Raw genomic sequence first — 24,849 nt, forward strand, 5'->3', positions numbered from 1 at the left:
GCAACCCCATCATGTCCGGCGCAAGCCGGTCACCGCGCGCTGAAAGAGTTGCGCGATCTCATCGTGCGCCACCTCGCGCAGCGCATCGGAAGCCGGGCTGCGGAATTCACGCTTGTCAAAGGGCATGCGAAGCCTCACCACCCAGAGGCCGGGCGGCAGAGACGGCGCGTGCTGGCGCATGGCCGCGCGAATCTGACGCTTGATCAGATTGCGAGTGACCGCTCGCTTGGCATACCGTTTGGGCACGACCAAGCCCAGCCAGTGCCCCTGGATGGGGGGCGCAGCCGGTGGCGTTGAAGATTCATCCACAAGGGCCGGAGGGTTCTCACCCTGGGCTGTGGATAAGTCTGGTGAAACAGGTGGGACAACCGCCTCGCGCGCACTCAACGAAACATGTGCACGAGCAAGCGAAGGCCCGCCGCTCACGTGGTGAGCGGCGAAGTGAGCACTTCGCGAGCGAGGCGCTGTCGCGAGCGCGCGTTCGAAATCGGCCGGTCGCACGATGCGGCCGATCATCGCGGGCTTTAGACCTGGGTCAGCTTCTTGCGGCCCTTGGCACGGCGCGCATTGATGACCGCACGGCCACCACGCGACTTCATGCGAACGAGGAAGCCATGCGTACGGGCGCGGCGGATCTTGGAAGGCTGGTAAGTGCGCTTCATGGTGCTTGAAAACAGGGAGTTGGAAGAGGCTTCCCAGCCGCCTGAGATCAAGCTTTTGTCAAAGCTCTGCCGCAGGCCTGGGGTTGGCCAATCACGGCCCGCCCCCGGTGGCTGCAAGGCTTGCCTGTTGTAGGCGCACGCCGCAGCCCCGATTCGGGAAACCCACTATTAGAGCAAAAAACGCGTGCAGGGTCAAACACTTGCACCGCGAAACGCGGCTGAGCGCGGGGCTTGACCCACGTCGAAAAACTGTGGATAACCACCGCCTTCAGCCGTGATGGCGTGCGTAGAATCCGGCCGCTCGAAAAGAACTTGTCCACAATGAGCCTTGACCTTTGGCAACGCGGTTGCGAACGCCTTGCCACCGAGTTGCCTGAACAGCAATTCGCGACCTGGATCCGCCCGCTGCCGCCGGCGGACATCACCGACGACGGCGAAGCCGCCGTTGCTTCGCTGCGTGTGCCCAATCGTTTCAAGCTGGACTGGATCCGCTCTCAGTACGGTGCCCGCATCGAGACCGTTCTGAGCGACCTGGCCGGCAAGCCCGTCCGGCTGGAACTCAGCCTGGCTCCGCGCGAGCCGATGGGCGGCATGCCGATGCGGCCGCTGAGTGGCGGCCCCCGGGGCACGCTCATCGCCCACGCCAACCAGCCCTTGTCCGCGGCGCAGGTGCTGGCCCGTGCAGCAGCCATGCCCTCACGCGAGGCGGCGAATGCCGCGCACGATGCCGCACGCGCTGCCGCCCAAACGGGTGACACGGCCACGCTGGTTCGCCCCGGCCCTGGCGGTGGCCAGGGTTCGCCCGGCACCGGCCCAGGCGTCCACTTGCCGCCTGCGGCCAACCGGCACCGACTGAACACCGCGCTCACTTTCGACACCCTGGTGGCCGGGCGCGCCAACCAGATGGCCCGCACCGCCGCGCTGCATGTGGCCGGCGCGCCAGGGCAGATGTACAACCCGCTGTTCATCTACGGCGGGGTGGGGTTGGGCAAGACCCACCTGGTGCATGCCGTGGGCAATGCGCTGCTGGCCGACAACCCCAACGCCCGGGTGCTCTACCTGCACGCCGAGCAGTTCATTTCGGACGTCGTCAAGAACTACCAGCGCAAGACCTTCGACGAGCTGAAGGCCAAGTACCACTCGCTCGATCTGCTGCTGATCGACGACGTGCAGTTCTTCGCCGGCAAGGAACGCACCCAGGAAGAGTTCTTCAACGCCTTCGAGGCGCTGCTGGCCAAACGGGCCCACATCATCATGACCAGCGACACCTACCCCAAGGGGTTGGTGGACATCGACGAGCGGCTCACCTCGCGCTTCGATTCAGGTCTCACGGTGGCCATCGAGCCCCCCGAGCTTGAGATGCGCGTGGCCATCCTGTTGGCCAAAGCCCGCGCTGAAAGCACGGTGATGCCCGAGGACGTGGCCTTCTTCGTGGCCAAGAACGTGCGGGCCAATGTGCGCGAGCTGGAAGGTGCCCTGCGCAAGGTGCTGGCCTACGCCAAGTTCAGCCACAAGGACATCTCGATCAACCTGGCGCGCGAGGCGCTGAAGGACTTGCTGTCGATCCAGAACCGGCAGATCTCGGTCGAGAACATCCAGAAGACCGTGGCCGACTTCTACAAGATCAAGGTGGCCGACATGTACAGCAAGAAGCGGCCGGCCTCGATCGCCCGGCCTCGACAGATTGCGATGTACCTGGCCAAGGAACTGACCCAGAAGAGCCTGCCCGAGATCGGCGAGCTCTTCGGCGGCCGTGACCACACCACCGTGCTGCACGCCGTGCGAAAGATCGGCGGCGAGCGGCACAAGAACACCGAGCTGAACCAACAATTGCACGTGCTCGAGCAGACCCTCAAGGGCTGATCTCGAGGTGAACCAGGGCCGTCAGGCCCTCTTTTTTGGCCCTTTGCACCGCCCCGGGCCTCTTGTCAACGTGCAAGCCTGGGGACAACTTTCGAACAACCACCCAGTTACCCACAGGCCCAAGCCGTCGCGAGAAGTTGCTGTCTGTTGGCCCCGTTGAAAACCAGCCCTCGGCACACAGGGTTGCCCAGACGCTAAAGCCTTGAAGAATCAGGCGAAAATGCGCTTTTCCACAGTCGGCGCCCGAGCCTACTAGAACGACTAAGTTCAAAGAGGAAGACATGATTGTTTTGAAAGCCCCACAGGAAAAACTGCTGGCTGCCCTTCAGGCCGTTGCCGGCATCGTGGAGCGGCGCCACACCTTGCCCATCCTGGCCAACGTGTTGCTGCGCAAGAACGGCGAAACGATCGAGTTCACGACCAGCGATCTGGAGATCCAGGTGCGCACCAGTTCGGGGCTGGGTGGTGACGCAGGCAGCCTGTCCACCACGGTGGGTGCGCGCAAGCTGATCGACATCCTTCGCACGCTGCCGAGCGACCAGGTTGTCAGCCTGACCGCCGCAGGCTCCAAGCTGACGCTGCAAGGTGGCAAGAGCCGCTTCACGCTGCAAACCCTGCCGGCCGAAGACTTCCCGCTCGTCAACGAAGCGGTCGACTTCGGGCCCGCCTTCAGCGTGCCGCAGAAGACGCTCAAGGCGCTGATCGACCAGGTGCACTTCGCGATGGCGGTGCACGACATCCGCTACTACCTGAACGGCATCCTGTTCGTGGCTGAGGGCAAGACCCTCACCCTCGTGGCCACTGACGGCAGCCGCCTGGCGCTGGCGCAGGCCCAGCTCGAAACCGACATCCCCAAGCAGGAGGTCATCCTCCCGCGCAAGACGGTGCTCGAGCTGATGCGGCTGCTCAAAGACGGCAAGGAAAGCAAAGACGTCGAAGGCAACACCGCCGATGCGATGATCGAGATGCGCTTCGCTGGCAACCAGGCGAAGTTCAGCTTCTCGGGGATGGAGTTCGTGACCAAGCTGGTCGAGGGCAAGTACCCCGACTACAACCGCGTCATCCCCAAGAACCACAAGAACATCATCACCCTCGGCCGCGCCACGCTGCTGGCCAGCCTGCAGCGCGCCGCCATCCTGACGAGCGAGAAGTTCAAGGGTGTGCGGCTCAACATCGAGCCGGGCGCGCTGAAGATCGCCTCTTCTAACGCCGAGCAGGAAGAGGCCAAGGAAGAAATCGAAATCGACTACGAAGGCCCCGCGATCGAAGTGGGCTTCAACGTCACCTACCTGATGGACGCCCTGGCGAACATCAGCCATGAGATGGTCAGGCTCGAGATGCACGACGGCAGCTCGGCCGCCCTGATCACCGTGCCGGAACAGGAAGGCTTCAAGTACGTCGTGATGCCGATGCGCATCTGACGCATCAGAACCTGATCCAGCCGATTTATTGCGGCGGGCGCGCCCCCTCCCCTGGGGCAGCCCGCTTCGGCGCTTCTAGAGGCCTTCAAAGGCCTTCCAAGCAGTGCCAGTTTGAGTGAATGACATGACCGACTCCCGCGACCTGCCCGAAGACCAGCAACCTGCCAGCCGGCCCGCCGATGCCTCGTCGGCCGGCTACGGCGAAAGCAGCATCCAGATCCTGGAAGGCCTCGAAGCGGTGCGCAAGCGCCCTGGCATGTACATAGGCGACACCTCCGACGGCACCGGCCTGCACCACCTGGTGTTCGAGGTGGTTGACAACTCGATCGACGAGGCGCTGGCAGGCTACTGTGACGACATCATCGTCACCATCCACACCGACAACTCGATCTCCGTCATCGACAACGGCCGCGGCATCCCCACCGGCGTCAAGATGGACGACAAGCACGAGCCCAAGCGCTCAGCGGCCGAAATCGCACTGACCGAGTTGCACGCAGGTGGCAAGTTCAACCAGAACTCGTACAAGGTCTCGGGCGGCCTGCACGGCGTGGGGGTGAGCTGCGTGAACGCGCTGTCGAAATGGCTGCGCCTGACGGTGCGGCGCGACGGCAAGGTGCACCACATCGAATTCGCCAAGGGCGTGCCGCAAGACCGCGTGCTCGAAATGCGTGATGGCTTCGAAGTGAGCCCGATGAAGATCATCGGCGACACCGAGAAGCGCGGCACCGAGGTGCATTTCCTGCCGGATACCGAAATCTTCCAGCAGAACTTCGAGTTCCATTACGACATCCTGGCCAAGCGCCTGCGCGAGCTTTCGTTCCTGAACAACGGCGTCAAGATCCGCCTTGTCGACGAGCGCAACCAGAAGGAAGACAACTTCGCCTACGCCGGCGGGGTGAAGGGCTTTGTCGAGTTCGTCAACAAAGGCAAGAAGATCCTGCACCCGAACATCTTCCATGCCCAGGGCGACAAATCGAGCGACCAGGGCACCAACATCGGCGTGGAAGTGGCGATGCAGTGGAACGACTCGTTCAGCGAGAACGTGCTGTGCTTCACCAACAACATCCCCCAGCGTGATGGCGGCACCCACCTCACCGGCCTGCGCGCCGCGATGACCCGCGTCATCAACAAGTACATCGAAGACAACGAGCTGGCGAAGAAGGCCAAGGTCGAGATCGCGGGCGACGACATGCGCGAAGGCCTGGCCTGCGTGGTGAGCGTGAAGGTGCCCGAGCCCAAGTTCTCGAGCCAGACGAAAGACAAGCTCGTCAGCTCGGAAGTGCGCGCGCCGGTGGAAGACATCGTCAGTCGCCTGCTCAACGACTGGCTGCTCGAGAACCCGAACGACGCCAAGATCATCTGCGGCAAGATCGTGGATGCTGCCCGGGCCCGCGAAGCCGCGCGCAAGGCGCGCGAGATGACGCGCCGCAAAGGTGTGCTCGACGGCATGGGCCTGCCCGGCAAACTGGCCGATTGCCAGGAAAAAGACCCCGCCCTGTGCGAGATCTACATCGTGGAGGGTGACTCCGCCGGCGGCTCGGCCAAGCAGGGGCGCGACCGGAAGTTCCAGGCCATCCTGCCGTTGCGCGGCAAGATCTTGAACGTGGAGAAGGCGCGCTACGAAAAGCTGCTGAGCTCCAACGAAATCCTCACGCTCATCACCGCCTTGGGCACCGGCATCGGCAAGGGCATGGGTGGAGACGATTTCAACCCCGACAAGCTGCGCTACCACCGCATCATCATCATGACCGACGCGGACGTGGACGGCGCCCACATCCGCACGCTGCTGTTGACCTTCTTCTACCGCCAGATGCCCGATCTGGTGGAGCGGGGCCACATCTACATCGCCCAGCCGCCGCTGTACAAGGTGAAGCACGGCAAGGCCGAGCAATACCTGAAAGACGCCCACGCGCTGGATGAATACCTGCTGAAGGTGGCCCTCGATGGTGCCCGCATCGAGCCGGGCGACGGCCGCGCGCCCCTGGCCGGTGCCGAGCTGGCCGAGAAGGCCCAGGCCTACGTGGCCGCCACCAACGTGATCGACCGTCTCTCTGCCTGGATGGACGTGGAAGCCCTGCGCGCCATCAGCGACGGCCTGACGCTGAACCTCGACGACACCGCCAGCGCCGAAGCCAGCGCCATCGCCCTGAAGGCGGCGCTGAACGACGCCGAGGTCGAGGCCGTGTTCGACCAGCGCACCGACAAGCACCTGCTACGCATCAGCCGCCGCCACCACGGCAACATCAAGAGCAGCATCATCAGCCCCGATTTCGTTCACGGCGCCGACTACGCCGCCCTGGCCACGGCCGGCGTCACCTTCAAGGGCCTGCTCACCGCCGACGCGGTGGCCAAGCGTGGCGAAGGCGAAAAGCAGAAAGAGCAGAAGGTGGGCGACTTCCGCGCCGCCATGGCCTGGCTGATGAGCCAAGCCGAAAGCTCAGTGGGCCGCCAGCGCTACAAGGGCCTGGGCGAAATGAACCCTGAGCAGCTCTGGGAAACGACGATGGACCCTGACGTGCGCCGCTTGCTGCGCGTGCAGATCGAAGACGCCATCGAGGCCGACAAGGTGTTCACGATGCTGATGGGCGACGAGGTCGAGCCGCGGCGGGATTTCATTGAGACGAATGCGTTGAGGGCGGCGAATATCGATGCATAGTTGTGTAGGTTCTCAAAAGTCGACCCGAAGTTCTCAAAATGCACCGGCACTGCAGATCCGCCAGGGCCGTACTGCAGGTCAGGATACGTTACCGGCCGCCCCTTCCGTCCTGCGCATGATGGCTGCTGCCGAGGACGATCGGGGCCCCATCAGCGCGCTACGTGCTCTTAGAGCGAACCAATTCTGGAGGTTGACGACGTGAAGATCGAATACGACGTACTAGCCTTTCGTCAGCAAGAGAAGTCCCCCATTCAAGTCGCATTCGTTGCACATTCAGGGGACGTGGTCCGATGGGCCGGTATTCCTCGGAAGTCAGATGAACTACTTACCGGGTATCAGCGGTTTAAGGATCAAGACCGCGTTAACCAGTCAATCGTCCCATACTTCCAGGATCCAAAGAACTGCAGTCCAACTGCGGTAATCCTTGCGCTTCGTACCGATACTGGCATCGGTCGCTGTAAGTTAGAGCCGCAAACCATCGAAACCGGCAAAGTCGTCAGTGCCAAGCTCGTTGTCGAACTCGACGAGGATGCGCTACTAACCGATAAAGTCTTCGAGCAGGCGCTCATTTATGTTAAGGCAAGGCTGCCTCAAGGTACGGAAGATACTCAAGCGCAAGCGGCGGATGACGATGATGACAAGGATTTGGACGCCATAGAAGACCAAGACGCTGAAGTCGACGACGAGAAGGACGAGTCTTCAGTACATCTAGGGAATGAGACTCTTTCAAAAATGAAAGCTCTTCTCGAGGACAAGACTAACTGGACCAATGAGAAGTTCAGAAGCGCGATTATTGACTACGTTAAACCCGCGATGCTCATTGATGGGCAGCATCGAATTGCTGCTGGAGCCAAGTTCGGCGCGAATGGGTTGCCGTTTATGGTTTGTGGACTGTATGACGCCTCTTGGGAGGAGCAGGTCTTTCAGTTTACTGTTGTCAACATAAAGCCGAAAAAGATTCCACCGTCGCTCATCACGTCGATTGCAGCCCTTAGCTTGTCTAAGCAGGAACAAGTGAACCTTGGGTCTAGGCTGAATCAGGCTGGCGTGAAGATGACTGAAGTTGAAATCATGAGCTTGGTCGCTTATGACGATCGAAGTCCGTTCAGCAATCTTATCGATATGGGCGTTGGAAGCAAGGGCGCAAAGGCGGAGCTTCTTGGATATGCTGGCGTTAAGCGAATTGCCAAGGAATGGTTCACGGCAAGACGAAGCTCGTTGGTGCACATTGCAAAGGCGCTCTTCCAAACCGAAAACAACTCGAAAGCGACTGCGGAGTGGCGATCTTCAAAGTTGTGGTTTGAGTTCTTCTGCCATTTCTGGGTCATTGTAAGAGGTCACTACCCAGACGGTCTGTGGAAGAAGAAGGACGGAAACAATTTCTTTGTTGGTGCCAGTCTTTGGGCGCTCCAAGAAGCGTTATTGCTGGAGTGTGACGGGCAGATGAAGTCACATTGGAAAGTGCCCGACGACGTACCACTTGAAGCGCGGTTGGAAGCGCTGAAGAGCGCGTTCTCCGAAGTAGTTAAGACCTATCTGGAATTCATACCGCCTGAGATGTGGACGGTGACTTGGGAGAAGAAGAGCATTGATACCAACCAAGGCCGTGAAGAATTTCGAAAGGTGCTTTCGCTTTTGATTGCCGAGGGCAAGAAGGAAGGTAAGGTATGGAAGAAGTGGAAGCAGAACGAGTGGTTTGATAAGGGCTGACTCCATGGCGGCCGAGATTTTGGATGAATTGGTCGCCGATATTTTATCGAGTGACACACATTTTTTGGATGGACTACATCGACGCTCACCTTCTTTCGCGACGCTCGCTGCGGCGATCATCGATTGGTCCAGAAAACTTGGTAGGCCGGTGGATTCCCTCGCGGCCGGTATAGAGCCATCGTTCCGTCAGTCCATACTATTTTCGCTCATCCCAATAAAGGCGCTCGATCCGGCTAGTGCTGCCAGCTACGAGGCCTTGATTGACGAGCATTTGGGAAATCTAGGTATCACGATTCAGCAGGAACACAAGCGGACTCTCATTGATCTATTGATCAACATAAACCGGCTAAAGGGAATGACAAGCACGCAGGCTCGAGCTAAGACTGCGGGTTTGGCGACTCTCAAGGCTAACGTTAGCTTGTATGAAAAGGTCCTGGAGCGCCAATGTCACCGCTGTGTTTGGTGCGGCGTCGGCTTAGCTAGCTCGGGAGTCGTCGAGAGCCTAGAGCACATGCTTCCAAAACATTTGGGCGATGACCCACCGGAGGGATTGAACTGGGCAATTGCTTGCACGTCGTGCAACTCCGGGAAGCAGGATGCAGTGGTGTGGTCTACTTCCGCGTACGCGTTCGATTACTTCGAACGCAATGACTTCCAAGATCTGCAGAAGATTCGATTAACCCACCGATGGATTGTCCTGTGTCGAGATGGCAGATGCGACAGTTGCGGAGCTCGTCCCAACGAAACGGAGTTGTTCGTCTACAAGCGTGTCGCGACTGGTCTGCCGCTCCCTACAAACAGTTCAAGTATCTGTCTGCCGTGCACTGTCAAGAAGGGCGTATCGGTACTTCCGGTTGAGTGGATTCCAGCTGAGAGTCTGCGAGGCGCACCAGGTACAGTAACCGGTTCTGTTCCACCGTAGGGCTGTGTGTCGGGTTCGTCAGCGTGTACCCAAGTACTTGCATGTTTGTGCAATGTGCTATTCGTACGGCTAACCTCCGAGGATGGGCTCGTGACTCTTGGTACTGGTCAGGTTTGCAGTCGACGATAAGGTGAGATCACCTAATGGCCAGAACTTTGTGAGTCTGAATAGATAACCGCCATCGTGGATTCTCTTGGCAGTAGGCGATTGCTGCGCGCGTGTTTTTTAGCTGCTGAATCCCATCCATGGGTTGTAGCAGTAGGTGGTCAAACGCCGGATCGCCAATGTCATGCGGCAAGAGCCCAGCCTGTGGATAAACAAGCTTTAGCTCATGGCCGCTGCGCTGAATCCAGTCGGCGCCAGCTTTAGGACTCACGCAGATCCAGTCGATGCCCGGAGGCGCGTGTACGGTACCGTTGGTTTCGACGGCAATATCGAAGCCCTTGGCGTGCAATGCGTCGATTAGCTCGCTGTCGACTTGCAGGAGTGGCTCTCCGCCCGTAAGAACAACGTACCGATTGTCTTTCCCGTCGGGCCAAAGCGCCGCGATCTGAAAAGCAAGGTCGTCGGCCTCAGCGAACTTTCCCCCCAGTGTGCCGTCAGTGCCGACAAAGTCGGTGTCGCAGAACTGGCAAACCGCGTTGGCACGATCTTCTTCGCGGCCCGTCCAAAGGTTGCACCCGGCAAGACGGCAGAACACCGCTGGCCGACCAGCGCGTAAGCCCTCGCCCTGCAGGGTGTAGAAGATCTCTTTGACCGAGTACGTCATACCTTCTCTATACCGGCATCGCAGGACCGTCGATCGCCGTTGCAAGGACAGTTCCACATCCGGTCGTCTCGTAAAGGTCGACCCGTGAGAGTCCCGGTAGTTGTGGGCTGGCTTGTCGCAATATCCATGCGGCAAGGCTTGCCGTGTCCGCATCACGAAGATCGTCGATGTAGTGCACCGGCTTATGGTCGAGGGCCTTGAAGACCGGCGTGAAGACCTCTTTCACGTCGCCAAAGTCGATCGTCCAACCCATGACGGCGTCGAGCGGGGCGTTTAAGTGAAGGCGGAGCGTGTAAGTGTGTCCGTGCAAGGTCGCGCGGGGTGAGCCGGTGGGGGCTCGCTTCTGCGCAACTGCACTGTCCATCGTGAACTCTTTCCAGATTCGGTAGTCATGGCCATCGAAGTTCGCACCACAAGAAGCGGTTTCGAAAACGGTGACGCAAGAAAGCTCGGGGAGCTCTTCCTTCAGTTGCTTCCAAATCCAGGCCGAAATCAACTCACTTGTCGGGTTCTCCAGTCCGTCGATCTCGTTCAGGCACTTGTAGTTCAACTGGAAGTGCAATGGCGCCCATAGATCGTCCAGGTGGTCGTAGTCGATGCTGAGCGGTCGGCTGCCCAAGTCCTGGTTGGCATGGACGATGGCCTCAAAGCCGTGACCGTGCATCGTGCCGCACTTGTGGCCCACGGGTACGTTGGGGAGCCGGTGCGCCGCCTGGAACCGAAATCGGCGCCACACGTGCGCCATGCCGTCCCGGTCTAGGTCAACACCTTGATTGGCCGTACTCTGGATGGCCACTCGATCGACGCCGGGGACCTGCAGCCGTTGCCGGATCCATCGCGCAAGGTTTTCGTCCGTTGGCACCTCAAGGTGCTCATTCAGTTGAGCGTAGTTCAGCGGCGCCACAACCTCGTCGAGGCGCTGTCGTAGGGCGTCCACTTCCCCGCCTGGAAAGCTGTTCCAACCCGCGGGCAGCTCCGCATAAACCGTTGCTTGGAAGCTATGGCCGTGCAGCGAGCGGCATCTGTGCCCTTCCGGCAGAACACTGACCTGCCTGGCGGCTTCGAATCGGGCAGTGGCCACTGTCAAGACAAATGGGACGGTCATGCTGTTTTCCTAACAGACGCGTAAGCGTCGAAGCCGGCCTTGCGCAGTTCGCAGGCGGGGCATTCGCCGCAGCCGTAACCCCACGCGTGTTGAATGCTTCGATCGCCTCGATAGCAGGTGTGTGTGTGCTCGGTGATGATGTTCACAAGCTCACTGCCCCCGAGGGATTCGGCCATCGCCCACGTTGCCGCCTTGTCGATCCACATGAGCGGGGTCTCAACCAACATCGGGCAGTCCATACCAAGGCTCAGCGTGACCTGCAGAGCTTTTAGCGTGTTGTCCCGGCAGTCTGGATAGCCGGAGTAGTCGGTCTCGCACATCCCGCCGACCAGAACCTCCAGCCCACGCCGGTAGGCCACCGTGGCCGCGAACGTGAAGAACAGCAGGTTGCGCCCAGGAACGAAGGTGTTCGGAAGCCCGTTCGCCTGCATCTCGATAGCTTTATCCTGGGTCAGCGCCGTATCGCTGACCTGGCCAAGGATCGAGAGGTCAAACATGTGGTCGTCTCCAAGCTTCTCAGCCCAGTGCGGGAAGGCGGAGCGAATCTCCTTGAGGACTGTCTTCCGACACTCCAATTCGATTGCGTGTCGCTGACCGTAGTCGAAGCCAATCGTCTCTACGTGCGTGTAGCGGTCCAGTGCCCATGCCAGGCAGGTCGTCGAGTCTTGGCCGCCAGAGAACAGGACGAGCGCTTTGGAGTTCATGGCATGTCATCCGTTCGAGACCTTGCGCGGCTTGCGCAGGGCCTTCTTCAGAGCCGCAATGAGGTAGCGGGTGAGCAAATCGATGTCACTTGGGGTGTTCTGGACGCCGTTCCACGGACGGATGTCGGTCTCGGAGAACTGCCACTGCCCGCTGGTCCAAGCCGTATAGGCTTTGAGTGCCTCTAGCGCGGGCTCGAACTGGTGACGCTGGGTGGCCCCTTCGCTGTAGTACAGGCGGTCCATCACCATTCCCATGGCCACCAATCCCGCTCCATGGACGAGGCGGGAATGACGCGGCGTCATGCCAACCCACTCGGGTCCAAAGACCGACTCGACGGCGGCAAAGAACTCACTAACTACGTGGTACGCGTGATCCTCTCTGTTCTCGTACTGGATGAAGTCACGGATGGCACCATCCGAGGCTGAATTCATCACCACCTTCTGCATGGCGATGTCGCTGAGGACGCCGCCAGGATTTGTGTGCTGCCGTATGGATCCTTGCAACGACGAGCCGGGCGTGAAGTTCAGACGGTCAACGATGCGGGCGGAGAACTTGCGTGCGGTGAAGCGTTCGGGCAAGCCGTCTACCTCGGGTAACAGTTCATAGATCAGCGTCTTAGGCAGCGGCCGGGTGTTGTTGATGAGGACGAACTGCTGCCTCAACTCGTTGTAGTCTTTGCAAATCAAGGCCGACACGAACACCTGAAAGTCGCCCTTGCTGATAGCCGAAAGCGCCGTCAACCGCTGTTGACCGTCCACTACGAAGCCGGGCTTCGCGCCCCTCTCGACAATGATCTCTACGTCAAGGACGCCTGCCTTCTCCTTGGTAATGCGCGCGCCCTCGATGAAGGCAACGATGACTGCATTCGGCAGGAGCGCGTCGCTGCGGGATAGGTAGTCGCGAATCTCCTTGATGTGTGAGGCGATCTGGTGGCGCTGGAAGCCGTGGAGTTCGCCGCCCTCCTTGCGTGCGACGCGCTCGATCTCCGAGAAGGCCAAAACGTCATGCGGATTGGCGGCGAAAACGAAGACGTCATGGCCGGGTGCTTGCGTGGCACGGATGGCCTTGAAGTGGTAGGTGGTCATGGCGCTTGGCGCAGCGTGCGCTGTACGTGCCGGTGGTAGGCGCCTAGGTTGTGGAAGCCGCGCCGGCGGTTGTGGTTGTTGGAGCGGAAGATGATCACTTCGACCCCCACCTTGCGGCAGATGTCGCACGTGCAGCGCTTCCAGGGCGCTACCTCTAGGGTTTCGTCTAGCGCCTGGTGGGTGGCCGCCAGCTTTGCCTCGCGCTTGGCTTCGTCGCTGTAGAGGGGCGTCTCAATGGCGCGGTGATAGGCCATCACGGCTTTGGCCGTTAACTTTGCGTTCTTGTCGCCGGTGTCGAAGCCACGCAGCGCTTCCAGCGCTTTGGCTTCAAGGCCGGCCAACACCTCTGGCTTATACAGGCCTTCCTTGATGCCCTTCATGAGACGATGGCTACCCAGGGTCTGTGGCACGCGGATCGCCGTGTAGTACGCCATCTTGCCGCTGGGTTGCTCGAGGTAGTAGTTCGCTTTTGCGTCTTTAAAAGCGCGGATCAGTGGGGACGTTGAATCAAAGCTCGTGATGCCGAAATCGGTGAACTCGTCGATTGAGTCCGCCTTGGCGAACCCCAGGATGTGAAGCTGGGTGTCTGGTTTGATCCGGTCTCGGATCGCGCGTACGACGGCCTTGATGGCAGGTACCTTCAAGGGAACCATGCCGCCGATTGCGAGGTATGTGTAGCCCATGGCTTCCAGGCTTTGCGCGGCCTGCGCCATGCTGGCTGGTGACCATCCTTGCACTGGCCCAATAGGGACGAAGGGAAAGTCGCTGGCCTTCGATATCTCAATAAACCGCTTGGCGTTGTCCAGGGTGATCTGATACCGCTCCTGCACTCCCGCGACGTGCCTATCGGCGTCGGAGCCGACCAGATTGCCTGGCGCCTTGGGAATCTTCGGGTCGTTCAGATCACAGTCGAAGATGATGTGGTCGGGTGCAACGCCATGGGTGAATTCGGCTTCGTCGTAGAAGTCGAAGACCTCCCTTGGCGTGAAGGGCGGCCGTACCAGGTCGGCATAGGCGAAGGCTCCACAGTCGCCCATGATCATCATGTCTTTGAAGCGCGGCCCGCCGAAGCGCAAGTACCGGCGCACACCGTCGCGCAACATGCGTTGCTCTTGTGCCGTGCTGTACCGGACCTTCGACTTCGGTACGCCTGGTGCCTGTCGGACAGCACTGATGGACACGAGCAAACCGTCGTAAGGCGGCTCGGACATTAGTTCATGGGCGTAGACGTCAGTGTGATTCTTATCTCTGCCAACTGAGTAACGTTCTTCGGCGAAATCGAAGTCGGCATCGACGAAATCCTGGGTGTCCGCGTAGAGGAACTTCATCGTCTACTTTCTGTGGTGTATGCGCGGACCAATGCTTCTTGCAGCCGCCTGATGTCGCGAGGCGTGTTTTGGATCTCGTTCCAGGCCAGACCGAGCGCCTCCCAGGTGCCTTTAGTCCACCGACAACTGGGCGCAATCTTCGCCAGTTCGCGTTGGACCGTCTTCTGGTCTTCCTCAGCAGCGGATAGCTTGGCGAAGATGCGGTCCATCAGCACACCCATCGCCTCAATGCCCGCGGAGTGCATCAGTCGGCTGTGGCGCGGGTCCTTACCCCATGCTTCAGGAAAGGTCGCTTTGACTGCGGACCAGAACACACAAAGAAGGCGGTACATCGACTCCACATCCGGGGCCTCTCTCCCGGTGGCCTTGTAAGGCGCTAGCGCTCCCAAAGGATTGTTCATGCTGTTCTTGATCATGGTGATTACGGCCGTGTCCGTGATCACCGACGTTGAGGAGGCCTTGTCCGAGGGGCGCTTGATCAGCCTGAAGAAAGGCGATGAAGCATCTCGATTGAGAAGGCCGCAGATTTCCGAAGGCACCCTACGAGAGCTAAGGTCGCGAGGCAGCAGGATTCCGCCAGTTTCGGGAAGCAACTCGTTGATCAGGCGGCTGGGGAGGGGCTTTGCCTTGTTCACCAGGATGAACTGCTCCCGCTGAACTTCTAGGTTGTCGGAAACAAAGCCGACAACTGGCACGGGGATGTCTTGCTTGCTGGCCTGTGCGAGTGCAAGGGACCTTTGTTGCCCGTCCACGATCCAGGCAACGCGCTTCCCTTCTTGGTAGACCGGGATAGTCAGTGTTCCGCTCTGCGCGATCCCTTCATCGCCAATCGGCTTGGTGCCGCGCGATGCAGAAAAACGAACCTCAGGAGACATCGCGAGAATGATTGCGTTCGGAAAGAGAACGGCGCCCTGATTCAGATACTCCACAATGCCCCGCACGTGATTGCGGATCTCAGGTCGCTGGAATCCCTTGAGCGAATCACTGTCGTCTCTCTCAACGCGCGATATGTCAGCGACCTTGACGATGTCGGCTCCGCGGATGAAGAACGCGTAGACGTCCAACCTATCGCCTTGCTGTGTGTGCAGGGCTCTCACAACGATTTCGGACTTGGCGCGACTCATGGAACTTCCTCCGGACCGCACTCCTGTTGCACTTGCCGCCAGAGATCACGGAACCTTCCCTGCTCACAGGCAATATTCCGTTCGTCCCTTAAGCGTCGCAGGAGCCTGCTGACGCCGTGGCTGCCGGACTCTCCAAAGGATCTAATGGCAGAGCAGATCTCGTCATCGGTCGCGCGAACGCGTGCCTTTGTCGCGGGCGGTTGATGTCGGCTCAGTGCATGAAGGACTGCAGACCTACCCTCGGCAAGGGAGAGTTCTTGGCCATGCAGCACCTCGACAAAATGGCGTAAGGCACGTTGTGCGAAGTCGGTTCGCGTCCCTGCGTGCCCTTCCACATCATTCAACCGGTCGTCATATGGCAACACGCAGTCGGCAATGCGGAGTTCCAGTTGGCGGGCGCCGGCGAGGCTTGTGAAAACTCTCAGGCGACGCAGTTCTTGGGCCGTCAGGTCACCGAGTTCTGGCCCAACCATTTGAAGGTACGTCGAAGGAAGCGCGAGAAGAACCAGCGCGTCCTGTCTTCGCCGCAAAAGACGCGCGACAGCGCCTGGACTTCCAAGCTCAGCGCACAACGCCGCCCACCAGTCTGCTGCCGAGGCATCAAAATGAGCCAGCATGGCAGCGATGCTTCCTTCGCCATCAGCGATCGTTAGGGCGTAGTTGGGAAGTAGCGCTGTGTTCGAGACGAGGCCGAACCCAGCCGAGATAACGTAGAGGTCTCCCTGACAGGACTCGGCTGCGACGGCGGCGTCCCTGAACGAGCGACCGCCGTATAGCTCGCCCGCGGCCGCAACGGTTGGCCGCCCCCGCGTCAGCCGCACCCACTGACCTGCGAGGTCTCGGACCGAGGCTGCGTGCTTGATTTCCGCGCTGCTGATCACCTGTTCCCTGCTTCGCTTGCGTGCTGTGCAGTTGGTGATGACGATAGGCGGTTCGTGTCGAAACTGTCCGCTCATCGTCAAAGATTACCACGCAGTTATTCGCCTCTCAGGAGATTGTACGTGAGCAGTAACCGGTCCGACTTAGATGGTGAACAGATGCAGATTGCAAGATCTCAAGCGACGGATAGACCCGTAGTTGGCGCCGCAATGACTTCCCCTTAGGGCAAGAGCTCCGCGTCGGCACACGTATTGGGACCGCCGAGGTTTGAGGGCGGTCTCCGCCGCTTCCTGTAGTCACGTCGCTAGCTTGCGCCATGCCACTTTGCTAGGCGGCGGACATCTGGGCCTACTGCGCGCTCGGTATGCGCGAGTCTCCCTTCGTGTCTTTCAACACGGTGCCCATCGCGTCGGCGATTCGCTGCAATACGTCTTGGGGGGCGCTGACCTCGCAGATCTTCCGGCCGAATTGAACCAGCTCTTCGGTCGTCGGGTAGGCCTTGCTTCCATGCCTTCCGGCAAAGAGCTTCAGCGCCAGCGTGCGGTCTTCCAGCTCAGGCCCGCCGCCGTAGCGCTGGTAGCGGTATATCGACGTGGTGACCACGTCGAACATGGGTGAGAGCCAGGCTTCGCCGGCCGAGCGGTAGAGCACGCCGAAGTTCTTCAGGTGGCCGTCGCCATTGCCCTGAGAATTTTTCCGGCGAGCGGCGTGTTTGTGGGCTGAGGCTACTCTTCTGAAGAAAAAGTTGGATTTGCTGGTGATTCTGGCGATAATTCTTATGTCCTGACGATTCTTCTGCCCCGCCTCAACCACCCACGATATGAGTGACGTCGGCTACGCCTGGATTCAGAACGCCATCGGCGCCCCCGATTTCCTGGGCAGGGAGCGCGCCAGGCTGGCGCCGGTCAGCCGCATCGAGCAACTGAACGACGGCACGCTTCTCGTGCCGCGCAAGCTGGCGCCAGAGCAGACGTTTCTTCACCAGGCCCTGTTCGCCATCAAGCATGAAGGGGTCAGGCTGGGCCTGCTGCTCAGCGCGCTGCGCCGCATCCCGCCGGCTGAGCTGGTGGCGTGGGTTCAGGCCACGCCCAACAGCCTTTACGGCCGCAAACTGGGGCACATGTGGGAGCGCCTGCACCAGCAGCACTTGCCTGGCCTCGATGACCCGCGAGTCGCGTCGGCCTATGCACCCTTGTTCGACCCCGAGCAACATTTCGTGGGGCAGAGCCAGCGCGATGCCCGCTGGCGCATCGAGTTCAATGGGCTGGGCGAGCTGGATTTCTGCCCGGTGGTGCGCAAGACCCCGGCGTTGTTGGCGCTGATCGAGCAAGACATCCTGGGACAGACGCAAGACTTCGCTCACGCAGTGGGCGAGGCGATGCTGGAGCGCACCCTGAACCGGGCGTACCTGAGCGAAACCGAGGGCTCGTTTGCCATCGAGGGCGAGGCCCCCACCCATGACAAGGCAGCCGCGTTCGCCGCACTGCTGCGCCGCGCCCACGAGCAACGCCCGCTGACCGAAGAGCTGTTAGTGGAATGGCAGAACGCGGCCATCTCCAACCCCTTCGACAAGGCGGTGCAGTTCCGCACCGAGCAAAACCGTCTGCAACGCGATGTGCCAGGCGCAGCCGGCGTGACGTATGTGCCGCCCGAGCCGGAGTTGGCCGCGGGCTTGATGAATGGCCTGATGAACTTGGCCAACCAGCGCCCGGCGGAGCTTGACCCGTTGGTGCATGCGGCGGTGGTGTCGTTAGCCTTCGTGTTCATCCACCCCTTCATGGACGGCAACGGGCGCTTGTCTCGCTTTCTGATCCACCATTGCCTGGGCCAATCGGGGCGCTTGCCACCGCAGTTTCTCTTGCCCATTTCGGTGGCGATGAAGAAGCATGAGACCGAGTACCTGCAAGCGCTGACGGCGTTCAGCCGGCCTGCACGCCAGCTCTGCCAGGTGAAGTGGGCCGGCGACGAGCACTACACCTATGCCTGGGCGCCGGAGTCAGACACCTGGTTCCGAACGATGGATCTGACCGAGGCTGTCACCTTCACCCTGGCCATGGCGCAGGCGTCGCTCGACACGCACATGCGTGAAGAGGTGGAGTTCCTGGGGCTGTTTGACCGGGTCAAGCGCCACATCAACGATCGTTACGACCTGCGCGGCAGCGACCTGGCCACCTTGATCGTGACGATCTTCCAGCAGGGGGGCACCCTCTCCCGCAACCGGCGCAAGCGCTACGCAGATCGCGTGCAACCGCATGTGCTGGACGCCATTGAAGAAGCCGTGAGCCAAGCCATGCAAGGGCAGGCGCTGGGTGAAGACGAGCCGGGTTGAGCACGCGCATCAAGGAGGCCTCGATTGGCGCTGCACTGATAGCACCACCTCGAGCGCGAGATCTGCGCGCACCTGGCTGCATGACGAAGAATGTTGGAACGAACTATGTCGTGGCCGCCTTGCCGCCTGCCGCCGGCCTCGTCCGATAGAACGTCATCGGCTGCGCCTTCAGCTCTTTCAGCACGTTCTTGCGCATCGCGCCGACCACATGCATCTCGCAGGGCTTGCAGTCGAATTTCAGCGTGAGCTTGTCGTCGCCGTGCTGCAGCACCAGGGGCTCGGCGCGCACGGTGCCTTGCACGCCGGTCACGCCCTTGGCTTGCTTGGGGCAGAGGCTCAGTGACCAGCGCACGCAGTGCTTGGTGATCATCAGGCTCACCTCGCCCAGCTCTTCGTGGCTTTCGTAGGCGGCGCCGATGAGCTTCACGCCGTGGCGGGCGTAGAAGTGGGCGGCTTGCTGGTTGTAGACGTTGGCAAGGTAGCTCAGCGTGTCTTCAGGGTAGGGCACGGGGGGCTCCACCGGGGCTGAGCGGGGCAGGCGCACGAAGGCGCGTTCGCGTTCGGCTTCGAGGGCGGCCACGGCGTCGCGGCGCAGGGCATTGAGCACCGAGGTGGGCAGGAACCAGGGTTGCTTCATGGCCAGGCGCACCCGGCGTGCTTCGAAGATGGTGTTGCCGAGCTTCGCGAGCTGTTCTTTCAGCTGGGCTTCGGCTTTGGCGGCGTCGCGGGCGGGTTCGTGCGCATGGGTGATGCGGGCGCCTGCGCGGTGGCCGTCTTCGTCTTTCAAGGCGAGCTCGAAGCCATCGGCGGTTTGGGCGAGGGTGAGGTCAATGGCGATGCGGCGCTCGGCCGAGGGTTTGCTGAGCAGCCGTTCCCAGGCCATGTCGCGGTTGCGGAAGATCGGTGCATCGCGCCGCAGGTCTTTCAGCTCGCTCATCGGCTTGCCTTCAGGCATGTTGGGCATGACGCGCCAGAGCGTGGGGCCTAACCTCTCGGTGGTGTTGATCGGCACGCCCTGCAGCTCGCCTTGCCTGTCCCACCAGGTGAGGGCGTCGCCGTTGTGCAGCTCGGTGCGCTGGTCGCCGGTGTCGATGTCGAAGTGATCGTTGGCCACCTTGGCGATGTGGCCGAGGGGCAGGCCCACGTGCTTGGGGCTGTCGAAGGCGCCGATGTCGATCTGGCGGCCGTTGACGAAGTAGTCGGTGCCGCCGCGGTTGTAGGCCTGCTCGGGGTTGGGCGTGAAGTTGAAGGTGCATCGCCCGCTCGCGGCGCGCTTGAATTCGCTGCGGCGTTCGAGCAGTTGGTCGAGCAGCAGACGGTAGTGGGCGGTGACGTTCTTCACCGTGGCCATGTCTTTGTAGCGGCCTTCGATCTTGAAGCTGCGGATGCCCGCATCAACCAGCGCCTCCAGGTTGGCGCTTTGGTCGTTGTCTTTCAGGCTGAGCACGTGCTTGTCGTGGGCAATGATGCGGCCCTGCGCATCGCTCACGGTGTAGGGGAGGCGGCACTCCTGGCTGCAGCTGCCGCGGTTGGCGCTGCGGCCGGTGTGCGCGTGGCTGATGAAGCACTGGCCGCTGTAGGCCACGCAGAGCGCGCCGTGCACGAAGAATTCGAGCACCGCGTCTTGCACTTGATCGCGTATGGCGTGAATTTGGTGCAGATCCAGCTCGCGCGCCAGCACCATCTGGCTGAAGCCCACGTCTTGCAGGAAGCGGGCTTTTTCGGGGGTGCGGATGTCGGTCTGCGTGCTGGCGTGCAGCTGGATGGGGGGCAGGTCCAGCTCCAGCAAGCCCATGTCTTGCACGATGAGGGCATCCACGCCCGCGTCGTACAGCTGCCAGGCCATCTGGCGTGCGCCTTCCAGCTCGTCGTCGCGCAGGATGGTGTTCAGCGTCACGAAGATGCGGGCGCCGAAGCGGTGGGCGTGGCGCACCAGGCGGCCAATGTCTTCAAGGCTGTTGGGGGCCTTGTCGCGGGCGCCGAAGCCGGGGCCGCCGATGTAGACGGCGTCGGCGCCATGGTTGACGGCCTCGATGCCGATGTCGGCGTCACGGGCGGGGGCAAGCAATTCGAGATCTGGGCGCAGCATGGCCGAAAGTGTAGGTTCGGCGGCCGGCGGCCGGCGGCCGGCGGCTGGCGGCGTGTCAGCGCGGTGGCGGGCACGGGCGTTGCCAGAGGGTGGCGCCGGCCTTCCGGCGTAGGATGCCGTGCGCATGACCCGTCTTTTCTCCTGGCCCTTGATCTCGCTGGCGCTGTTGCTGGCGGCACCGGCTGCCCCGGCGGCAGACGAGACCCCGTTCTACCGGCGCGCCGCCTCGTGCGTGGCCGTGCTGGAGCGTGATGCCGTGGACATGGCCGGCCGCTACAAGGCCGGCGATCGCAGTGTGAAGCCGGGCCTCGTTCGGCTGACTGAGCAGGGCTTTGCGTTCATCGGGCGGGCCTATCTGCGGGGCTTGCGCAAGGCCGAGGCCGACAAGCTGATCGACGAGGCGAAGGCCACGCAGAAGACGATGACCGCCGAGGCGCTGGTGCAGTTGTCCACCGGCTGCCGCGCCGAAGGGGCGAAGCTTTATGCCGATGCCAGTGGGCTGGAGCAGATGATCGTGTCAAACCGCGCCAAGGCGCGGGTCGACAAGCTGTTGAAGTAGGCCGCCTGCGGCCTCCCGAGGCGCCTTGTGGACCCTTGCGGGGCCGGGGGGCGAGCCCAGGCCGTCAGTTCACGACGAAGACGACCGCGGTGCGCGCAGGCACGGTGACCATGCCGGTGCTTGCGTCGAAGCGGGCTTCGGCGGCGCGTTGGTCGGCTGCATTCGGCGATTGGTGCACCGGGTGCAGTTGGAAGGGCTGGCCCTTCATCGCGTCGGCTGAGAGGCTGTGCGCCACCTTGTCCACGTTGACGAAGTAGGCGAGCTTGGCAAAGCCGGCGCCCGGGTAGCCCACGCCATTCAGCAGGCCCCCGATCACCGTGGGCTCTTGGCTGGAGCCGGTGTTGAGGAACTGCAACCGGGCCTTGATGTCGTCGGCGGTGCGCAGGCGCAGCAGGGTGCTGCTCTGGCGGATCTTGAGCAGATCGCGGAAGACATCGCGCGTCCAGCCGATCTCGCCCGCCGAGGGCTTGATCAGCGGGTTGGCCAGGCGCGGCTGGATCATCGACCACTCGTTGCCGTTGTCGCGCTGCATGGGCAGGCCGACGCCGAAGTTGTTGTCGGCGTAGCTCCAGTCGAGCTTGTTGAACCAGTCGCCTGAGTCGTAGCTGTTGCGGTCCATCGACTTGCTGCGCTGCGTGTCGACACCGGCGTGGAAGTAGGCCACGCCTTGCGCGAAAGTATTGAGCGCAGCACCCAGCATCTGCACGCGGGCCCGGTCTTCTTTGGTGGTGGCCAGCGGCAGGCGGTAGGCGTTGATGTCGAAGAAGGTCTGGTTGTCGTGGTTCTCGAAGTAGTTCACCACCTCGGCGGGGTCGATCACCCAGCCGGCCGGGATGCCGCCGACGTCGATCTGCTCGAGCGGCAGGGTGGCGTCCCAGTGTGTGGTCATCGTGTAGCTGCGGATCGAGCCGGCCAGGCTGGCCTTGATCACGTCGCCCAGCCACATCAGATCGGCCTTCGAGCGGCCTTGCCCCAAGTCGTTCGCGTCGTACCACAGGCCGTTGACATAGCCTTGGTTCGAGATGAGCGCGGTGCCTGAATCGCAGCAACCGCCACCGCGCACGGCATCGCGGATCAGCGGGTTGAAGCTGCCGATGCCGCTGCCGTTGAGCGAGAGCATTTCGGCCTGCACGAAGCGTTGGCCGTTGGCCACTTCGCCGAAGTTCCAGCCTTCGCCGAGCAGTTGCACGTCGCGGCCGGCGGCTACCTTCACCTTGGCCTTCAGCTCTTCCATCACTGATCGCGGCTGGTGGCCCATGATGTCGAAGCGGAACGAGCTGACGTGGTAGTCGCGCGCCCAGGTGATGACCGAGTCGATCATCAGCTTGCCCATCATGCGGTTCTCGGTGGCGGTGTTCTCGCAGCAGGTTGAGCGCTCGATGTCGCCGGTGGCATTGAGCCGGTGGTAGTAGCCGGGCACCACCTTGTCGAGCACCGAGTGGTCGTTCTGGCCCGAGGCGCTGGTGTGGTTGTAGACCACGTCCATGCCCACGCGCAGGCCGGCGGCATTCAGGGCCTTGACCATGCGGCGGAACTCGATGATGCGGGTGGCTCCGTTGGCCACCGAGCTGGCGAACGAGCCCTCGGGCGCGGTGAAGTGGAAGGGGTCATAGCCCCAGTTGAAGCAGTCTTGCCCGGCGGTGGCGGCCACGGCGGCTTGCTGGTCGGCCGAATCGGGTGCACCGCTCGGGCTGGGGGTGACGCAGCCTTTCTCGGGCACGCTGGCCAGGTCAAATGCGGGCAGCAGGTGCACATCGGTCAGGCCGGCGGCGGCCAGGGCCTTCAGGTGCTTCATGCCGTTCGAATAGCTGTCGGTGAAGGCCAGGTACTTGCCGCGGTGCGCTTCGGGCACGGTGAGGTCGTTGGCCGAGAAGTCGCGCACGTGCAGTTCGTAGATCGACATGTCCGGCGATACGCTCACCGTGTCGGGCGGGCGGCTGGCGTCCCAGCCCGCGGGCTTGAAGCGCTCGCTGTTCAGGTCGGCCACGTAGCTGCGGCGGCTGTTGCCGGAGAGGCTGAGCGAGTAGGGGTCGGTGACGAGGTTGCGCACCACGCCGACGCCTCGCACGAAGACGCGCACTCCGAAGAGGTAGTAGGCGCCCGAGAGGTCACCAGGGCGGGTGATGCTCCAGATGCCGGTGGTCGCATCGAAGCTCATCGCCTCGGCGCTCGCGGCAGGGTCGGCCGCATTGGGGTACAGGTACAGCGCCACCTGCTGGGCGGTGGGCGCCCAGAGCTTGAAGGTGGTGCTGCCGTTGGCCACGGTGGCGCCCAGGTCGGGCACGTTGTAGGCGGCGGCGTACAGGTCATCCAGCGCGCCGGCCAGCTGGCCGGTGGTGGCGTTCTGCACCTTGCCGTTGGCGTCTTCCTGCACCAGCACCAGCTGGCGGGTGTGCAGGGTGCCCAGCGCCGGCAGGTCGGCATCGCGCACGGTGAACACCGAGCCGTTGCCGACGTACTTGAAGCGCAAGGCTGCGTCAGGCGGCACGGGGCCGGTGAAGGCATCGAGGGTGATCGCGCCATCGGCGCCGGTGACGGGTTGGTCCTTGGCGACCTGGATCTGGCCGTTGGCCGAGTGGTAGAGCTTGACCACGCCGCTGCTGTTGACGCGCGGCCACTTGATGAGCCGCTGGGTCAGCCAGACGGCGCGGGCGTCGGTGGTGGAGACCGAGCGGAGATCGGGCGTGGCGATGTAGACGGTCGGGTCTTGTTCGATGAGCCAGACTTGCCCGACCTGGTTGCTGATGTTCAACCCCGCATAGTCGATGCGGATGTTGTTGGCCCTGCCGTCCTTGTCGTTCTGGTTGGGCGGCATGCCATGGATGATGAATTCCAACGACGTCTTACTCGAATCATTCTTCGGGTTGATCACCGGGATGTCGAAGACGACTTCGCCCGTGCCCAGGGCATAGCCGGGCATCTGGTCGAAGGCGACCGGTGCGTTCCAGTTGTCGATCGCCACGCCGGGCAGGCGGGCGGCATCAAGGCCGCTGCCATTCCACAGGTGCAGGCCCCAGGCGGCGTAGTCGTTCGCATAGCGCAGGTAGTGCACCCGCACCGTGGTGATGTCGGGCGGGCCGCTGTCGAACGGGTTCTTCAGGTAGGTGGTGCCGTCGCCCTCGATGCGCCAGATCTCATTGGTCTGGCCGGCTACCAGTTGGTAGCTCTGGTCGGCACCGCCGTGGTCTTTGGTGTCGCCCTTGTGGAAGAGGTAGCCCACGGTGCCAGAGTCGGCGGCCAGCGGCACGTCGTAGACATTGCCGAAGCTGTCTGTGGCGCTGGCGTTCCAGCCGCTGTTCCAGCCGGGGTCTTTGGCGGCGCCCCAGGTGTGGATCTGCCAGCCGGCGTAGTCGCTGCTGCTGCGGTGGTAGTGCACCTTCAGCGTGGTGGCGTTGGCCTCCTGCGCCTGGGCCGAGCGGCTCGCCGGGGCGGCCACGAGCACGCTTTGCGCCTGTTCGCTGTTGGCCGCTTCGAGGCTCAGGTCGTCCGCCGCCGGCTCACCCGAGCCGCCGCAAGCCGCCACCAAAGCGACCACACCGGCCGCCGCCACCTGCTGCACCTTGCGCAGCCACACCCGCCACTTCGCATCCATGCCGGTCTTTCTCCAAGACAAACGATGACCGGCCAGAGTCGATGCTGGGCC

18 protein-coding genes are annotated in these 24,849 nt (G+C 62.0%); 6 read left to right on the top strand and 12 right to left on the bottom strand.

The annotated features are described in order from the left end of the window. Positions 1–9: 9 nt before the first annotated feature. Positions 10–309, bottom strand: a complete 300-nt coding sequence (locus tag AACH06_RS09160; protein ID WP_341425346.1) for a ribonuclease P protein component — start codon at positions 307–309, stop codon at positions 10–12. 215 nt (positions 310–524) lie between these two features. Continuing rightward, positions 525–662, bottom strand: a complete 138-nt coding sequence (rpmH, locus tag AACH06_RS09165) for a 50S ribosomal protein L34 (RefSeq protein WP_341425347.1) — start codon at positions 660–662, stop codon at positions 525–527. Between the two features lie 321 nt (positions 663–983). On the opposite strand from rpmH, the gene dnaA reads away from it, so the two are divergent. From dnaA to AACH06_RS09185, 4 genes are all read left to right on the top strand, one after another. Continuing rightward, complete coding sequence (gene dnaA, locus AACH06_RS09170; RefSeq protein ID WP_341425348.1) at positions 984–2,525, top strand: chromosomal replication initiator protein DnaA; 1,542 nt, start codon at positions 984–986, stop codon at positions 2,523–2,525. A 281-nt stretch (positions 2,526–2,806) separates the two neighbouring features. Continuing rightward, on the top strand, positions 2,807–3,946 hold the full coding sequence (dnaN, locus tag AACH06_RS09175) for a DNA polymerase III subunit beta (protein ID WP_341425349.1): 1,140 nt from the start codon (positions 2,807–2,809) through the stop codon (positions 3,944–3,946). Between the two features lie 124 nt (positions 3,947–4,070). Continuing rightward, positions 4,071–6,602: a DNA topoisomerase (ATP-hydrolyzing) subunit B gene (gyrB, locus tag AACH06_RS09180; protein WP_341425350.1), complete on the top strand. Its 2,532-nt coding sequence runs from the start codon at positions 4,071–4,073 to the stop codon at positions 6,600–6,602. 198 nt (positions 6,603–6,800) lie between these two features. Continuing rightward, positions 6,801–8,312, top strand: coding sequence for a ParB N-terminal domain-containing protein (locus tag AACH06_RS09185; protein ID WP_341425351.1), 1,512 nt, complete (start codon positions 6,801–6,803; stop codon positions 8,310–8,312). 1,058 nt (positions 8,313–9,370) lie between these two features. Here AACH06_RS09185 and queE read toward each other — a convergent pair. The 8 genes from queE to AACH06_RS09225 all read right to left on the bottom strand — a co-directional run bounded on the left by queE (position 9,371) and on the right by AACH06_RS09225 (position 17,042). After that, positions 9,371–10,003, bottom strand: a complete 633-nt coding sequence (gene queE, locus AACH06_RS09190; protein WP_341425352.1) for a 7-carboxy-7-deazaguanine synthase — start codon at positions 10,001–10,003, stop codon at positions 9,371–9,373. Between the two features lie 7 nt (positions 10,004–10,010). Next, positions 10,011–11,108: a 6-pyruvoyl trahydropterin synthase family protein gene (locus tag AACH06_RS09195; protein WP_341425353.1), complete on the bottom strand. Its 1,098-nt coding sequence runs from the start codon at positions 11,106–11,108 to the stop codon at positions 10,011–10,013. Then, the gene (queC, locus tag AACH06_RS09200) at positions 11,105–11,812 is read right to left on the bottom strand and encodes a 7-cyano-7-deazaguanine synthase QueC (RefSeq protein ID WP_341425354.1); all 708 of its coding nucleotides are present in this window, start codon (positions 11,810–11,812) and stop codon (positions 11,105–11,107) included. Before queC ends, AACH06_RS09195 begins: the two co-directional genes overlap by 4 nt. 6 nt (positions 11,813–11,818) lie before the next feature. Further along, positions 11,819–12,898 (bottom strand): DGQHR domain-containing protein DpdB, encoded by a 1,080-nt coding sequence (gene dbpB / locus AACH06_RS09205; protein ID WP_341425355.1) that lies wholly within the window; start codon positions 12,896–12,898, stop codon positions 11,819–11,821. After that, positions 12,895–14,226, bottom strand: a complete 1,332-nt coding sequence (gene dpdA, locus AACH06_RS09210; RefSeq protein WP_341425356.1) for a tRNA-guanine transglycosylase DpdA — start codon at positions 14,224–14,226, stop codon at positions 12,895–12,897. The genes dbpB (AACH06_RS09205) and dpdA overlap by 4 nt, the downstream gene beginning before the upstream one ends. Then, positions 14,223–15,350, bottom strand: coding sequence for a DGQHR domain-containing protein DpdB (gene dbpB / locus AACH06_RS09215; protein ID WP_341425357.1), 1,128 nt, complete (start codon positions 15,348–15,350; stop codon positions 14,223–14,225). Before dbpB (AACH06_RS09215) ends, dpdA begins: the two co-directional genes overlap by 4 nt. After that, positions 15,347–16,306 carry a hypothetical protein gene (locus AACH06_RS09220; RefSeq protein WP_341425358.1) on the bottom strand — a complete coding sequence of 320 codons (960 nt, stop codon included), beginning with the start codon at positions 16,304–16,306 and terminating at the stop codon, positions 15,347–15,349. Before AACH06_RS09220 ends, dbpB (AACH06_RS09215) begins: the two co-directional genes overlap by 4 nt. 271 nt (positions 16,307–16,577) lie before the next feature. Continuing rightward, positions 16,578–17,042: a HipA domain-containing protein gene (locus tag AACH06_RS09225; RefSeq protein WP_341425359.1), complete on the bottom strand. Its 465-nt coding sequence runs from the start codon at positions 17,040–17,042 to the stop codon at positions 16,578–16,580. 7 nt (positions 17,043–17,049) lie between these two features. On the opposite strand from AACH06_RS09225, the gene AACH06_RS09230 reads away from it, so the two are divergent. Next, complete coding sequence (locus AACH06_RS09230; protein ID WP_341425360.1) at positions 17,050–18,558, top strand: Fic family protein; 1,509 nt, start codon at positions 17,050–17,052, stop codon at positions 18,556–18,558. A 103-nt stretch (positions 18,559–18,661) separates the two neighbouring features. Here the strand turns inward: AACH06_RS09230 and AACH06_RS09235 are convergent, their stop codons facing one another. Next, positions 18,662–20,647 (bottom strand): peptidase U32 family protein, encoded by a 1,986-nt coding sequence (locus AACH06_RS09235; RefSeq protein ID WP_341425361.1) that lies wholly within the window; start codon positions 20,645–20,647, stop codon positions 18,662–18,664. Positions 20,648–20,771: 124 nt separating this feature from the next. On the opposite strand from AACH06_RS09235, the gene AACH06_RS09240 reads away from it, so the two are divergent. Next, positions 20,772–21,206, top strand: coding sequence for a hypothetical protein (locus tag AACH06_RS09240; RefSeq protein ID WP_341425362.1), 435 nt, complete (start codon positions 20,772–20,774; stop codon positions 21,204–21,206). Positions 21,207–21,270: 64 nt separating this feature from the next. On the opposite strand, the gene AACH06_RS09245 is transcribed toward AACH06_RS09240, so the two are convergent. Next, entirely contained in the window at positions 21,271–24,798 is a 3,528-nt protein-coding gene (locus tag AACH06_RS09245) for an alpha-1,6-glucosidase domain-containing protein (RefSeq protein ID WP_341425363.1), read from the bottom strand. Positions 24,799–24,849 lie beyond the last annotated feature (51 nt).

Origin of the sequence: Ideonella lacteola, assembly GCF_038066555.1 — a bacterium.
GTDB classification, from domain to species: Bacteria; Pseudomonadota; Gammaproteobacteria; order Burkholderiales; family Burkholderiaceae_C; genus Ideonella; species Ideonella lacteola.